This is a genomic window from Soonwooa sp. (genome assembly GCF_030151385.1).
Lineage (GTDB): Bacteria > Bacteroidota > Bacteroidia > Flavobacteriales > Weeksellaceae > Soonwooa.
In genome coordinates, this window is record NZ_JASLDS010000046.1 from 13846 (window position 1) to 28771 (window position 14926).

Annotated in this window: 13 protein-coding genes; 5 read left to right on the top strand and 8 right to left on the bottom strand. The window is 34.9% G+C overall.

What is annotated here, in order from left to right; genetic code table 11:
* Positions 1-112: 112 nt before the first annotated feature.
* On the top strand, positions 113-493 hold the full coding sequence (locus Q1V95_RS08300) for a hypothetical protein (protein WP_300672623.1): 381 nt from the start codon (positions 113-115) through the stop codon (positions 491-493).
* A 173-nt stretch (positions 494-666) separates the two neighbouring features.
* Here Q1V95_RS08300 and kdsA read toward each other — a convergent pair whose 3' ends face one another.
* The 5 genes from kdsA to Q1V95_RS08325 form a co-directional block, all read right to left on the bottom strand.
* On the bottom strand, positions 667-1476 hold the full coding sequence (kdsA, locus tag Q1V95_RS08305) for a 3-deoxy-8-phosphooctulonate synthase (RefSeq protein ID WP_300672625.1): 810 nt from the start codon (positions 1474-1476) through the stop codon (positions 667-669).
* Positions 1477-1480: 4 nt separating this feature from the next.
* A complete protein-coding gene (locus Q1V95_RS08310) occupies positions 1481-1837 on the bottom strand; it encodes a DUF1697 domain-containing protein (protein ID WP_300672627.1) in 357 nt (118 codons plus the stop codon).
* 34 nt (positions 1838-1871) lie between these two features.
* Positions 1872-2012 carry a DUF1697 domain-containing protein gene (locus tag Q1V95_RS08315; RefSeq protein WP_300672629.1) on the bottom strand — a complete coding sequence of 47 codons (141 nt, stop codon included), beginning with the start codon at positions 2010-2012 and terminating at the stop codon, positions 1872-1874.
* A 7-nt stretch (positions 2013-2019) separates the two neighbouring features.
* On the bottom strand, positions 2020-3366 hold the full coding sequence (locus Q1V95_RS08320) for a hypothetical protein (RefSeq protein ID WP_300672631.1): 1347 nt from the start codon (positions 3364-3366) through the stop codon (positions 2020-2022).
* A gap of 67 nt (positions 3367-3433) precedes the next feature.
* Positions 3434-6919, bottom strand: coding sequence for a DUF2723 domain-containing protein (locus Q1V95_RS08325; RefSeq protein ID WP_300672633.1), 3486 nt, complete (start codon positions 6917-6919; stop codon positions 3434-3436).
* 216 nt (positions 6920-7135) lie between these two features.
* Between Q1V95_RS08325 and Q1V95_RS08330 the strand changes: the two genes are divergently transcribed.
* Entirely contained in the window at positions 7136-8173 is a 1038-nt protein-coding gene (locus Q1V95_RS08330) for a cysteine synthase family protein (RefSeq protein ID WP_300672635.1), read from the top strand.
* A 50-nt stretch (positions 8174-8223) separates the two neighbouring features.
* Entirely contained in the window at positions 8224-9495 is a 1272-nt protein-coding gene (locus Q1V95_RS08335) for an aminotransferase class I/II-fold pyridoxal phosphate-dependent enzyme (RefSeq protein ID WP_300672637.1), read from the top strand.
* 441 nt (positions 9496-9936) lie between these two features.
* On the opposite strand, the gene Q1V95_RS08340 is transcribed toward Q1V95_RS08335, so the two are convergent.
* The 3 genes from Q1V95_RS08340 to Q1V95_RS08350 all read right to left on the bottom strand — a co-directional run bounded on the left by Q1V95_RS08340 (position 9937) and on the right by Q1V95_RS08350 (position 12643).
* Positions 9937-10251 (bottom strand): helix-turn-helix domain-containing protein, encoded by a 315-nt coding sequence (locus Q1V95_RS08340; RefSeq protein WP_300672639.1) that lies wholly within the window; start codon positions 10249-10251, stop codon positions 9937-9939.
* Between the two features lie 158 nt (positions 10252-10409).
* Positions 10410-10832, bottom strand: a complete 423-nt coding sequence (locus Q1V95_RS08345; RefSeq protein WP_300672641.1) for a transposase — start codon at positions 10830-10832, stop codon at positions 10410-10412.
* A gap of 590 nt (positions 10833-11422) precedes the next feature.
* The gene (locus Q1V95_RS08350; protein ID WP_300672643.1) at positions 11423-12643 is read right to left on the bottom strand and encodes a hypothetical protein; all 1221 of its coding nucleotides are present in this window, start codon (positions 12641-12643) and stop codon (positions 11423-11425) included.
* A 150-nt stretch (positions 12644-12793) separates the two neighbouring features.
* Between Q1V95_RS08350 and Q1V95_RS08355 the strand changes: the two genes are divergently transcribed.
* Both Q1V95_RS08355 and Q1V95_RS08360 read left to right on the top strand, forming a co-directional pair.
* Positions 12794-13165, top strand: a complete 372-nt coding sequence (locus Q1V95_RS08355; RefSeq protein ID WP_300672645.1) for a helix-turn-helix domain-containing protein — start codon at positions 12794-12796, stop codon at positions 13163-13165.
* Between the two features lie 1256 nt (positions 13166-14421).
* The gene (locus Q1V95_RS08360) at positions 14422-14877 is read left to right on the top strand and encodes a glucosaminidase domain-containing protein (RefSeq protein WP_300672646.1); all 456 of its coding nucleotides are present in this window, start codon (positions 14422-14424) and stop codon (positions 14875-14877) included.
* Positions 14878-14926 lie beyond the last annotated feature (49 nt).

Below are 14926 nucleotides of genomic sequence, written 5' to 3' on the forward strand. Positions count from 1 at the left end.
TTGTTTAAGTTTCTTAATTTTATTTATTTAATTTAACAAAAACAAAATTATTTTCAGAATACTAAATTTCGACAGCTTAATCTGAAATATTTGCCTCTACAATTTACGTGATATGAAAGAAAATGATATTCTCGATTTGATCGATAATAAATCCGATAAAAAAACTGTGAAACTTATTTTCAGGTTTTTCACACTGTTATTTGTGCTTTTAATTATATATCTCGTAGCTACAAATAATACATCTACGATTAATAAATTGTTGTCTATAGAACAATACGCTAAAGTTAATCGGATATATAACAATGAAAGAGAGCACAATTTTCTCTATGTTGAATACAGTGATGGAAAGAAAATGTTGCTAGAATACAATTATAAAATTGGAGATTCAATTTCTAAACGAAAAGGAGATTCAATAGAATATATTTTCAGAGGAGATTCCATACTAAAGAACAATCTTTTGGAGCGCGCTAGAAAAGATCGGTTAATTCATTAATTCTTTAGAAACAGAAATTTTTTAATCTAATTTTAATATTTTTTACCAAAGTCAATTTTCTAAATACATAGCTTTGCATAATTATATTAATAATCATTCAGATTTTTAATTGTTGTAAAATTTTTTCCACTAAAAACAAAAGGAGTTTGATATTTTCAAACTCCTTTTTTATTTTAAATAATCGCTTCTCTTACACGCGTCAACTTCTGTAATAGATCCTCCAATTTGTCTAGTCTCAACATATTGGCACCATCGGACAAAGCGGTTTCTGGTGTCGGATGTGTCTCTATAAACAATCCATCTGCACCAACAGCTATACCAGCTTTCGCAATCGTCTCAATCAGTTCTGGTCGACCACCTGTAACACCCGAGTTTTGGTTAGGTTGCTGCAAAGAATGTGTCACATCCAAAATAACTGGCGCATATTGTTGCATCGTCGGAATCCCACGGTAATCTACCACCAAATCTGTATAACCAAAAGAATTTCCTCTTTCGATAATGGCAACTTTTTGATTGTGAGAATCTGTAACTTTCTGAACCGCAAATTGCATCGCTTCAGGTGACAAAAATTGACCTTTCTTAAGCGTTACACATTTTCCAGTTTTAGCGGCAGCAACCAAAAGATCGGTTTGACGTACCAAAAAAGCTGGAATTTGTAACACGTCAACATATTGCGCTGCCAAAGCTGCATGTTCGTTTTCGTGAATATCGGTTGTTGTTGGAATATTAAAAGTCTCGCCAACCTTTTTAAGAATCTCCAAAGATTTTTCTTCGCCAATCGAAGTGAAAGAGTCTACTCTACTGCGATTAGCTTTTTTGAAACTTCCTTTAAAAATATAAGGAATATTGTATTTATCAGTAATTTCAATTACTTTCTCTGCAATACGAAGCGCCATATCTTCGCCTTCGATAATACAAGGTCCAGCAATTAAAAAGAAGTTTTTGGAATCTTTATGTTTTATGTTTTCTAAATACTGTATCATAAGATTATTTAAGTTTTGTTATAATTTTTTGAATCGTGTTAAAGTTACGACTCGTTAATTTATCTTTCAGACTTTTCTTTCCCAAAATTTTGCCAAAGTCGGATTGCACGGTATTTCCTTTTGGTGTCTGCCAATAGAACACATCATTGACAATTTTGGCAGATTCTTGCTCCTTGTTTTTAGCATTTTCAAAAAAAGTCAAAAGCTCTCTTGCTGTTTCTTTATCCGAAATAAAAACATAATTGTGAAAATCGTCTTTAGTATCAAAAGGCATAGCTTCAGCAATAATTTCAATCTCATCTAAACTTCTGACAAATAAAAAAGCATCATAATTAAAAGCCACAGACATTGCTTTTTCCAAAACTGGCTTTAAAGTTTCAAGCTTACTTTCAGATTCAAAAAGGATATTTTCCGCTTGCTAAAATACTTTGTACATTCTGCATTCCCGTTTTTGAAAACACGTCACAAACATCTTTCATTTTCAAGGAAGCGCCGTTAATATTAACACCTCGAAGAAAAGCACAATACTTTTTCATTTAACAGTTACCAATAATAATTTCCGATTAATTGCATTCCGAATGTTTGCAAAAGACACATAAAATATATGACAGAAATATCTCTACTTTCAATATTTTTTAAAAACAAAACAAAAAACGGAACAATATAAAGACAAGCTCTTGCAGTTTCGCCAGTACCATAAGCGCCCGTTAAAAACATAACAGCTAAGGCTATAATAGCTGAAAAAGAAAAAACTTTAATCTTCTTATCATCAAAGAAATTAATCTTTTCGTTCTTAAAACTAAAAAAATAAGCGACATATCCTAATGACAAAAAGAATAAAATCTCGCAAACATCTTCCAATCTTGTGAAGAAATAAATTGTAGGGTTATGCAAAAGCATAAATCCATTTGGGTTTTCGGAATGGCTGGCTTCTCTAAAGGTTTCTAAATAATTACTTCCTGTAAAATCTGACAACCAAAAGATAAATCCAGCTGTTAGAAGGACACTTAACAAAGAAGCAATGCTTACTGAAAATTGTTTTCTGTACAAAGTTGCTAAGCATAACAAGCCTGCAAATGCAATAAGGAACAATCCTGAAAAGGACATCAAATTCATAAATGTCAATCCTAAAAACATTGCCACTATCGAAATAATGTTTAGACGATTATCAACAAAAACTTTGGACAATCCGCAAGCAAACAATAACGCTGCCGTCAAAACCAATCCATCAATCGATACCAACATATAGATATTAACAGATGGAATAACAGCAAATAACAACAACATCAGTTTTCGGCGCGAGCTTTCGATGTCAAAATTTTTCATTAGGATGTTCAGCAATGGAAAGCTTAACACAGAAATAGCGAAAAATCCTAAACTCAATCCTAAAACATTTCCATTAAAAAGTTTCAGAAAAAAGTAATGTATCAAAGTGGTATATGGAGGATGCGTCCTTGTATGCATCTGGAATGACTCTAAGTTTTTATTAAAATCACGTAACCAAATTTGCCAATCTCCGATGTTAATTGCATCAGTATAATATTGTCTTCCTTTAAAATAAAATGGCTGTAGAAAGGCGATATCAATATTTCCTTGCCCCATATTTCCTAGAAAAACAAGGAGCACACACAACAAATAAATCCAGAAAAAATTTAGCTTTCGATAACTATTATAAGATAGCAAACCAACACCAAGAAATAACAAACAAAACAAAATGCCTGTTACCAAAAATGAAGAGGGATAGATTACCGAAAACGGAAACAAAATATTATTTCCTGTAAAAACAAATTGGTTGATATAGTAGATGCCTCCAGCTAAGAATAACCAAATGCCTATGGCAAGAAAAAAAATGCCAAGTGGAAAGTTAGATTTTTGTAAATATTTTATCATTTGTGTGTTATAATAACAGGCCTCAAGAGAACTTAAGACCTGTTTATTTAGAGTTTTTTTTGAAATGTTATTGAGCCACTTTCATTAAAGCTCGTGTTACTTGTTCTTCTTTTTCGGAAGCATAAGTTGTGTCATACTTATTGGTAACATCGAACAAATATTGATAGAAATTGGTAATGTTATGCGACTGATCTAGCTTGTTGTACGCTTTCTCTTTTCCTAACATTTGCAGTTCTTTAATAAAGTTGTCAAAACGCTTATCAATCACCGAAATAGCATTAACAGTATATTGATAACCTTTATCTTTTTGTCCAATTAATCGATAAGCATCCGAAATAGAATTGACTAAATAAGCGTATTCCATTGGTTTCGCATTCATTTGTCTAGCAGAATACATTTGGAATTCTGGCGACAAACTTAAATAGTAATCATATTCTTTAAAAATATCTTTCTTAATAGCATCAGCCATTTTAAGACCTCTCTGCTCATCTCCAGCAACGATATAGGCGTAAGCAATAGCGCTTACCGAACGTGGATCATTGTACTTGGACTCAGGAATTTCTGCACTAATTAAGTTAAGCAATTCAATTGCTTTTGCCTTTTGACCAGATTGTGCCAAGGCAACTGCAGCACGCGTTGTAGACAATCTATAACCCAAAATATTTTCTAATCCTGCAACATCAAAGTGAACATTCAGATCTTTGAAATTACCCCATCTATAATTTTTAATAACATTATACATTTGGTCAGGATTAACTCGGCCCAATTCTCCATTATCACTTTCTGGTGTTTTGATAGGAACCAAACGATAACTAAAGCCATCCAATTGAAGATAATCCTGAAGATAGAATACATTTTCAGAATCGTAAACTCCACCATTTGAGAAGTTAAGCGGACGCTTCCAATCGAAGTTTGCAAGAATATCCAACAACATCAAATTGTTCTTGAACATACTGTTCTTCTTATATTCGATCGTAATCGATTTCTCAGCCAAAGGCGCTTCTGCTGCGGTGATAATTCCAGATTTAACAGCATTATCAATATTTACAGGTAATACATATTTGGAAACTGGTATAAAGTTGAAACGTTCTGTCTTGCTATTTTCACCAAAAATCATTTTCAAAATCTCAGTTTTGTTATCAGATTTTTGTTTTAAGAAATTAACAACTTCTTTAACCGTCATCGAATCTTGTGTCAAGAATTTTCGATATTCCGCCAATTCAGTTTCTGGCGCACCAGCTTGTTGTAGATTAGCGAAGATATTTTGCCAATCTTTTTTCGTCATAATATAGACTTGGTCATTGGCGCCGTCACGATAATCATCATGCACAAAAGTCGATGGCACAGGAGCCGATTTGTAAGTTTGACGTTTCATTTGGTCGATATACCAAGGTGTTGCCAACAACGTGAAGTTAACCACTTTAACATCCGAACGGAATTCTTCTGTCTCTTGTAATCCCCAAACTGGATAAGTATCGTTATCACCAAATACAAATAACAAGGCATTGTTTTGCAAAGATTTTAACGAAGAATATGAGTAATCATAAGCAGCACTTCTTTTGCTTCTGTCATGCGAGTTGTAGTTTTGGAAGCCCATCATCATTGGAATTGCAAGCAATACAACACCGACAGCCCAATTGGCACCATTACTTTTAACACGTTTCTGTATCAAATGGAAAATAGTCGCCGCGCCCAATCCTATCCAAATCGCAAAGGCGTAGAAAGAACCAACCATCGCATAATCACGTTCTCTAACTTCAAAAGGTTTAACACCTGTATAGAAAACAATGGCAACACTGGTTAAAATAAATAAGGATAAAATCGCATAAAAACGTCCAAAATCTCTGTTCAATTGAAAGAAGAACCCGATTAAACCAAGTAAAAGCGGCAACATAAAGAAGTACACCGTACTTGTATTTCGGAATTTCGACGGCATATCATTTTGATTTCCCCAAAGACTATTGTCGATAACGGGAATACCTGTGATAAAGTTACCATTGGTATTTTGCATACTTCCTTCAAGATCATTTTGTCTTCCTGAGAAGTTCCAAAGCAAGTATCTAACGAAATAATAATAATTTTGGAATGTGATGAAGTAATCTAAATTCTGCGCCAAACTAGGTCTTTGGACATTGATAACCTCGAACTGTTTCGCATCATAATAATCGCTAGCTTTTAAAGTTCCACTTTCGAATTTCTTTCTTAAACCATCAAAATATTGTTGTGCTTCTTTACTATTTGCAGCATCTTCATTATCATAATTAAATGTAAAATCTGGTGCGCCATACATCGAAATATAATTAGCAATAACACTTTTATCTTCACTAAACATTCTTGGCAAGAAGCTTACTTGTGCAGGATTATAGACATAATTAATACGCTCACCTACAACACGATAACGACCAGTTTTCTCATCTTTTTCGTAAATATCTCCCGTTTTGGTAGTTTTAAAACTTCCATCTTCATTTTTCAAAATTCCATTATAATCTAGATAAGCCGTATAGTTTTGACCATACAAAGTTGGCCAATCACCATACTGAACACGATTATAATAATCTAACATCCCAATCGCGTTATCAGGATCATTAAGGTTCATTGGCGGATTTGCATTTGCACGAATCGGAATAACCATCCAACAAGAGAAACCAATAATCATATATACAACCGACAAAGCAATGGTTTGATATAATGACTTTCCTATTTTTCTAGAATAATTAATAAGGAAGAAACAAACCAATACCAAAACCACAAACGCGAAGATCGTTCCACTGTGGAAAGGAAGTCCCATTCCGTTTACAAAGAAGATTTCACTCTTCCCGAACAACGTCATAATAATAGGGAAAATACCTTTGAACACAGCAACCAAAACAAGCAAAGTTACAAGGTTAGCAATGATAAAATTCTTCCAAGTGAATTTATAATTACGAGCGTAATATACAAGGCAAGCAGCAGGCAACGCCAACATACACATCATGTGTACCCCAACAGAAAGCCCTACTACAAAGAAAGTCAAAATAATCCAACGTTCGTTTCCGTAATCGTGATACTCGTCTTCCCATTTGGTAACTAACCAAACAATTAAAGCAATAAACATAGAAGACATCGCATACACTTCACCTTCTACTGCTGAGTACCAAAACGTATCCGAAAATGTAAAACACAAAGCGCCAATTGCACCAGAGAACAAAATTCCGACTTGCTCACCTGTTGTTAAATCATAGTCTTTGTTAAATAAACGTCGTACAAAATGTGTAATAGTCCAGAAAAGGAACAAAATTGTTAGCGCACTACAAATGCCCGAAAGTGCATTGATTACCAATGCATAATTCTCCGAATTTCCAAAAGCGAACATCGCAAAAACAGCACCAATCAATTGAAACAAAGCCGCTCCTGGTGCGTGGGTTACCTCCAGCTTTACTGCCGAAGAGATATATTCTCCGCAATCCCAAAAACTCAATCGATGCTCGATGGTCGACAAATAGGTAATTAAAGCAATAACAAAAACACCCCAACCAATAACGGTGTTCCATTGTTTAAAAGTCCAATTCTTCATATTTTACACAAATTAGTGCGAAAATAATACTTTTAACTGATTTTCGTCCGTCTTTTAACAGAATTTTAATTTTTGGCGCAATATTTGAAAGTTTCACAACGACTATTTTACTGTAAAAATTGTAATAGCTGATTTTTTTTAGCAATAAGAATTAACTCTCTATTATTTTTTTTGTATTTTTGCAAACAGTTTTTTTAGTGAGAAAAATGTTAAATAATGACTAATGTATACGATAACATTCTTGGTTTAATAGGAAATACTCCTTTAATTAGATTAAACCGAGTTACAAAGGACATTCCTGCGACTGTATACGCTAAGTTGGAATCTTATAACCCTGGACATTCTACCAAAGATAGAATCGCACTTCATATTATTGAAAGTGCTGAAAAGAAAGGACTATTGAAACCTGACTCTGTCGTTGTAGAAACTACATCAGGCAACACGGGTTTCTCTCTAGCAATGGTGTGTATTATCAAAGGTTACAAATGTATCCTGGCTGTAAGCGACAAAACAAAACCTGAGAAAATAGCCTACCTAAAAGCTTTAGGTGCTACAGTATTTGTTTGTCCAGCTAACGTAGCAGCTGACGATCCCCGATCTTATTATGAAGTCGCAAAGCGTATTGCTAGCGAAACGCCTAATTCTATTTATATCAATCAATATTTTAATGAATTAAATATTGATGCACATTACCAATCAACTGGTCCCGAAATTTGGGAACAAACGCAAGGTAAAATTACACATCTTGTGGCTTGTACTGGAACAGGTGGTACGTTAACTGGTTCTGCAAAGTTTTTAAAAGAGCAAAATCCAGACATCCAAATTATCGGTGTTGATGCAGATGGTTCTATTCTTAAAACTTACCATGAAACAGGTAAAATTGATAAAACAGAAATCCATCCTTATCAAATTGAAGGTATGGGGAAAAATTTAATTCCTTCCGCGCTTCTATTTGACAAGATTGACCGTTTCATTAAAGTTAATGATGAGATGAGTGCTTACCGTACAAGAGAAATCGCTCTTAAGGAAGCAATTATGGGTGGTTACACAACTGGTGCCGCTGTGCAAGGTCTTATACAATATGCCAATAGCACACCTCTTAAAGAGACTGATGTTGTTGTTGTAATTTTCCCAGACCATGGTTCTCGTTACATTACAAAAGTATATAGCGACCAATGGATGGCAGAGCAAGGCTTTGTCAACAACTGCTTCCACAACTACGAAGAAGTTTTTAAAACAGAAATAATTAAATAAAAATACTCCCGGTTTTTATCGGGAGCTTATTTTTTATAAAGAATCATTACATGGATATTTTTGACAGAATTAAACAAAACCCTGGACCATTAGGACAATTTGCAGATTATGGCGAAGGTTATTTTATATTTCCACGATTAGAAGGCCCAATCGGACCAAGAATGCAATTCCAAGGTAAAGAAGTTATCTTTTGGAGTGCCAACGATTATTTAGGACTTTGTAACCATCCAGAAGTTCTTGCAGCAGACGCAAAAGCAGCAGCAGAATATGGTATGTTCTACCCAATGGGAGCTCGTGCAATGTCTGGAGAAACAGATCAACACTTGCAATTAGAACGAGAGTTGGCTGACTTTGTTAAAAAAGATGCAGCTTACTTATTAAATTTCGGTTACCAAGGTATGGTTTCTACCATTGATGCTTTGGTAGATCGTCATGATGTTATCGTATATGACATGGATTCTCATGCTTGTATCGTGGATGGCGTTAGATTGCATTCTGGTAAGCGTTTTACTTACAAGCATAACGATATAGCAAGTTTAGAAAAAAACTTACAAAGAGCGACTAAAGTAGCAGAAGAAACAGGAGGAGGAATTTTAGTAATTACTGAGGGAGTTTTCGGAATGAGAGGACAACAAGGTAAACTAAAAGAAATCTGTGCGCTTAAAGAAAAATACAATTTCAGATTGTTAGTTGACGACGCACACGGATTCGGAACTTTAGGAGAAACTGGTGCTGGTGCTGGAGAAGAGCAAGGATGTCAAGATCAAATTGATGTTTATTTCTCAACTTTCGCTAAATCAATGGCTGGTTTCGGCGCTTTCTTAGCGGGAGATAAAGAAATCATTAGATATCTTAAATTTAACCTTAGATCACAAATTTTCGCAAAATCTTTGACAATGCCGATGGTTATTGGTGGACTTAAAAGATTAGAATTATTAAGAACACGTCCAGAGATTAAAGCTAAACTTTGGGAAAATGTAAACAAATTACAAAACGGACTTAAAGAAAGAGGCTTCAATATTGGTGATACCAACACTTGCGTAACGCCGGTTATGATGCAAGGTACGCCGGTAGAAGCTACCCTTTTGGTAAAAGACCTTCGCGAAAACTATAGAATCTTCACATCTGTTGTTGTATATCCGGTAATCCCGAAAGGTATGATTTTGCTAAGATTAATTCCTACAGCATCTCATACCGATGCCGAAATCAACGAAACTCTGGCTGCTTTTGAAGCAATTCACGACAAGCTGGTAAACGGTTATTACAAGGAGCAAGAGCAAAAGTTATTGCAAGAACAAGGATTGCAGTTTAAAGAAATTTAATTAATCCTCGTTATCATATAAAAACCACTGATTTTCTCAGTGGTTTTTTTGTTATTTATTTAATTAGGTCAAAAAAAAATTATAAAGAATGTTTAAATGTTCTGCATATCCACAATAACACCTAAATCGATTATTTTTAATTAAGTATGTCATTGGCTGCGTCAGTTTTAATCCTAGTTTACTTAAATTTAAACACTTTAATTGTGACAAAATCAGTCAAAATATTGGCTTCAGCCAAATTTTTATAATATTTTGGCTAAAGCCGATTTAAAATTGATTATTATTTATAAACGGGCTAAAGCCCGCCCCTATTGATATTAATGGAATATTTATAATGAAATTCAGGTTTATAATTAAAGTTTAATCATTTACAACTAATATCGGGCTTCCCGATATGGTTTTTGCAAAATCTACCCAAAGTGAATGAAAAACAATTAAAATTTACACAATAAACATCTTCCTCCATTTTGCCACGGTGTTCCTGCTGAGCTTAAAATGATTTGCCAATTGGCTGTTGTTGAGTTTGTGTTTTTTCTGGTAATCCAATATTTTTAGAATATCAGATTTGTGATAAGAGTGGTATTTTTGGTTCGTTTTATCAGATTTTCCGAAAATTCTTTCATTGAGCCATAGAACGTCTATTGCAGATAAAGATTTTTTTTGAAGAAGATTAGTACATTCTGCAATTTTTTCGGGATACAATTTATTAAGAATATCGGTGTAGATTGTTTTGTAATCGGGTTGGGTATTTTTCATAAAATTCTAAATAATTGTGAATTTCCCGGGGTTACACCCCGGGCTATTGATGTACCGCCCCTTCGGGGCTGAATCCTTTTCATCGGGTTTCACTCGTGGTTATCAATGTATCGCCCCTTCGGACTTAGTTGATTTTCATAACTCATAATTCATAACTTCTATCTTTTGTATTTCTCTATCCATTTGTAAAGAGTTGTCTTGGGTATTCTGTAGCGTTCCATCACTTCGGTTTTGGTCATTTCCCCTGTTTTCATTTGTTCGAGGATAAAATCAATGACCTCTTTGGTATAGATGTTTTTACGGAATTGCGGGAGCGTAGTCTTTCTGATTTTTTGTTTCTTTTCCTGTGCTGCAACCGGTGCATACAATATCAGATGCTGGGAATAAAGCCTGAAAAAATCGTATTCCAACAGCTTACTCCATTTCAACAGAATATCTGTGGGGAGGCTTTCCTGTGTGTACATTTCGTTTATTTCATTTTCGGAACATTTAAAGAAGTTACAGATTCGGGATATTTCTATCCCGCTTTCTGCAACCAATGTTTCTACCATTTGCCCTATGTGTATTTCCTTGAAGTTCATTTTTGTATTTTTAAAAACCTAACAGGTTTCTGAAACCTGTTAGGTTTGGTTAGAGGAAGCCCAAAGGGCTTCAATTATTAATAGCCGTTGGTACACCACCCCGCCCTGTAGGCACCAGTGCCTCCCCTTTTTTATTTGTTTTTAATGGAATCGGCGAATCTCGTTCCTCGATTTCCAAAGGAGGGGAATTATTGAACCCCTGCGGGGTTCAATATTTTCCGTTCTGCATTTCGATTAGGTTTTTCATATTCTCCACGGGTCGCACCCGTGACTATTGATATCGCCCCTTTTCATAAAGCGCAGCCCTATGCTGTTGATGACGCCCCTGCGGGGCTTGATGTTGCTGTTTTCCTTTAAACATTTTTTATTTGCTAACCGCAACGTCACTTCGGGTGCCGACCAAAAGGAGGTGTATCGAGAAGTTTTTGAAAGAAGTCCTCGATACAATTTTTGTGTAAACAATGCTACTTCGTTTATCAAAGAAATACAAACAATTTTTAAGTATTAAAAACAAACCCCTCATCCCGAATTACAGGATTATACAAAAAACCATCTCTTACGAAATGGTTTTTGTTATTATGAAAGTACAATTATTGAATTCTTACCGCAACAATTGAGTTCTCCCCCCAAGCATTTCCACCATACGTATCGAATTGTGTCGATTTTCCCGTACCAGAGGTATATTCTCTTGCATCGAGCAATCCTGCATAGTAATAATACCTTTTTGTAAGCGTAGTGTTATTATTGATAATCAGTTTTCCAAACAACATATCATATTTTTGATTAGTGGCTGTAGTTCTCGGACCCGAGAACATCCCGCTTGCCAGATAAGTAGTTCCTACAAAATCCGCTGTCTGCTGACCATCGTTTATGCTTGCCTGATTTAATCCTGAAAAAGTAGTCTTCATCCAAAGCCAGTCATTTGTAGTCATTGTACCTGCTGTTACAGGCATCAGCATCGTAACGGAAACCTCCCATTTTCCCTGTGGCAAATCTATATAAGAACCGGTTCTTAAAAAATTATTATTCGTAAAAGGAATATTAACTCCCGCTCCCAAAACACCATTTATCCTCTCTATTGCAATAGGCCTCCATGTTCCGATACCATTAGCATCTGAGGTCAGCACGTAACCTGCAGACTGGTTACCGTCTCCCAGCTTAAAACCTGTAACAGGCGCAGCGGCAGTTCCCGTGGTCTTAATTTCGAGTTTCTGAGTGGGTGCAGCGGTTCCTATCCCAACGTTTCCGTTATCCAAAGCCACAAAGTCGGTATTGGTATCCCGTGCGGTGGTTCCGTCAGATTTTTTGCCCAATTTTACCATTGCATTAGCAGGGTCATTTATCCACTCATCATCGGTCTTGTCGCCAGCTATACTTCCGCTTCCTACTTTTTGCCACAAGCTTCCGTCAAAATAATAGTATCCTGTAGCGGTTATGTTTATCCTTTGGGAAAGATTATCCCCAGCAGAAACATCCGTAATGTAAACAAGAGCTCCTTTCTGGTCGGTTCCGTAAAGCGTGTTGCCTTTGTTTGTAAGCTCCAGCCTTGTTAGTCGGGGAGCCTGTAATCCCGTCACATCTGTAGCGAGGGAAATACCAGAGACATCTGCCTTTCCGTTTATGTCCATTGTGGTTTTCGGCGTGGATGTATTAATCCCCACGCGTCCTTGCTGGGCATAGGCAGCCGTTGAAACTGCAAATAGTGCAAGCAATAAAATTTGTTTTCTCATCATATTATTAAAATTGATTATTCTGTGCTTAATAAATGATTCCTGAAAAGCTGTTTTTAATTTTAAACATTTATTTGTCAATATCTAAAAAATCTTATGACTTAAGCAGCTTATTAGAATCTGATTGCAAATTTTTAAAATTTTACAGAGAAATATGAAAAAACACAGAGTTATTATGCTACTTAAAAGATTAATTGGTTACTTTTACGGAATAATTTACAACCAAAGTGTATGGAACCACAAAAACTGAACATTGGAGACAGCATCAAGAAATTCAGGGAGCTGAAAAATATGACGCGCGAAGACATCGCAGACCGTCTTGGATTAAGCGTAAGTGCTTACGGTAAAATCGAAAGAAACGAAACCGATGTTACCATCTCCCGTATCCAGCAGATTGCAGAGGTTTTGCAGGTAGAAATGTCCCAGATATTAAATTTTGATGTTTCACAAATTTTTAACATATCCAACAATCATCTGGTACAGAGTAACATTGGTCCAAAAGCAGAAAATATGCACTTTCATAATGATGAATATCGGGAAAAGTATATTAAAATACTGGAAACCGAAAATGAAAGGCTAAGAAAAATTGCCGGAGAAATCTAAAAACCACCCATCATTAAAACAATAAAACCACCTCATTTGGTGGTTTTATCTAAAGATAATTCGGGGTTAAAATCAGTTCGTTCGAATACCGAATCGTATCGAGAACTAAACAAAAGAATTCCAAATTTCATTTACAAACCTGAGTTCGATTTTTAATTCAATATAAAATTGAATAATAAGATATGAATTGCGTCGGGCTTTAGCCCGATAAAAGATGATAAAAGCAATCAAAATATTGGCTTCAGCCAAATTTTTATAATATTTTGGCTAAAGCCGATTTAAAATTGATTCTTATTTATAAACGGGCTAAAGCCCGCCCCTATTGATATTAATGGAATATTTATAATCGAACTCAGTTTATAATTAGAGATTAATCATTTGCAATTAATGTCAGGCTTCCCGATACGGTTTTTGCAAAATCTACACGAACTGACGTGTGTACATCTTCAATCGTATAGATGAAGTGACCTTGCTTCCGTCAGTTCGAGTAAGTTTCTGTAACGAAATGAAAGAAACTGTATCGAGAACTAAACAAAAAAATATCAAATTTTATTTACAAACCTGAGTTCGACTGTTATTTCAATATAAGATTCAATAATAAGATATGAATTGCGTCGGGCTTTAGCCCGATAAAAGATGATAAAGCAGTCAAAATATTGGCTTCAGCCAAATTTTATAATATTTTTGGCTAAAGCCGATTTAAAATTGATTATTATTTACAAACGGGCTAAAGCCCGTCCTTATTGATATTAATGGAATATTTATAATGGAATTCAGGTTTATAATTAGAGATTAATCATTTGCAACTAATGTCGGGCTTCCCGATACAATTTTTGCAAAATCTACACGAACTGACGTATGTACATCTTCAATTGCATTGCGTTAAAAAAAAATCTCCCGTCTTTATAAAAGGACGGGATTTTTAAATTCAAAAATTGAAACTCAATTCTTCTCGAAAAAAATGCAACTCATTCATTTTTAGGCATATTTTGGTCAAAAATAGCAAAAAACAGCAATCTTCCGCTATCGCCTTATCCAAAGGAGCTGACAGAGATTCAAAATCATTTTTTTAACATTTTCAAGCTTTTCAAAAACAACACAAACAACTGATTTACAATTATTTAAATACAAATGTTAAATAATTTTAACATATTTTTAAACTAAAACTTAACTCAAACCATGATAACGCGTTAAATAGTCTTAAAAATTTTTTCCGCCAGTTTTGGTGCTATACCTTCGCACCCAGAAATCAGCCCATGAGACATTTTACTAGCTTTAAAATCGTTATCGTAAGTTTATTTTTAACTTTAGGTTTTACATTTGCAAAAGGACAACAATCCTATGTAAAAGATTATAAATCTTTAGCAACAGAACTTTCATCACAATACGGAATTCCCGCAACCATTATACTTTCTATCGCATTTGTAGAATCGGGAGGCGGAACAAGCAAAAACAGCAAAATCCTTAATAATCACTTTGGTATCGCAGGAAAAAATACAGTTTCTTCTTCAAAATACAAAAGCTTCTCCTCTGTCAGAGAAAGTTATGAAGCTTTTTGCCAAATGGTTAGCCGCAAAAAATACTACGCCCAGCTAAAAGGTTCCGAAAATTATGCAGAATGGGTCAAGGCAATGGCAGCAGCAGGATATTCTACACAACCTGAAGTATGGAAATCGAGAATAAATTCCATTATTTCTAAAATTTCTAATTAAATTTCGCTTTGTCAGATTCTGAAAAGAATGTAAATTTGCATCACTTTTT

Bases quoted from the DNA above. Each gene is read 5' to 3' on its own strand.
- Q1V95_RS08360 (WP_300672646.1), top strand. From the start codon at position 14,422: ATGAGACATTTTACTAGCTTTAAAATCGTTATCGTAAGTTTATTTTTA.
- Q1V95_RS08340 (WP_300672639.1), bottom strand. From the start codon at position 10,251: ATGAAAAATACCCAACCCGATTACAAAACAATCTACACCGATATTCTT.
- Q1V95_RS08315 (WP_300672629.1), bottom strand. From the start codon at position 2,012: ATGAAAAAGTATTGTGCTTTTCTTCGAGGTGTTAATATTAACGGCGCT.
- Q1V95_RS08320 (WP_300672631.1), bottom strand. From the start codon at position 3,366: ATGATAAAATATTTACAAAAATCTAACTTTCCACTTGGCATTTTTTTT.
- Q1V95_RS08335 (WP_300672637.1), top strand. From the start codon at position 8,224: ATGGATATTTTTGACAGAATTAAACAAAACCCTGGACCATTAGGACAA.
- Q1V95_RS08330 (WP_300672635.1), top strand. From the start codon at position 7,136: ATGACTAATGTATACGATAACATTCTTGGTTTAATAGGAAATACTCCT.
- Q1V95_RS08345 (WP_300672641.1), bottom strand. From the start codon at position 10,832: ATGAACTTCAAGGAAATACACATAGGGCAAATGGTAGAAACATTGGTT.
- Q1V95_RS08300 (WP_300672623.1), top strand. From the start codon at position 113: ATGAAAGAAAATGATATTCTCGATTTGATCGATAATAAATCCGATAAA.
- Q1V95_RS08355 (WP_300672645.1), top strand. From the start codon at position 12,794: ATGGAACCACAAAAACTGAACATTGGAGACAGCATCAAGAAATTCAGG.
- kdsA (WP_300672625.1), bottom strand. From the start codon at position 1,476: ATGATACAGTATTTAGAAAACATAAAACATAAAGATTCCAAAAACTTC.
- Q1V95_RS08325 (WP_300672633.1), bottom strand. From the start codon at position 6,919: ATGAAGAATTGGACTTTTAAACAATGGAACACCGTTATTGGTTGGGGT.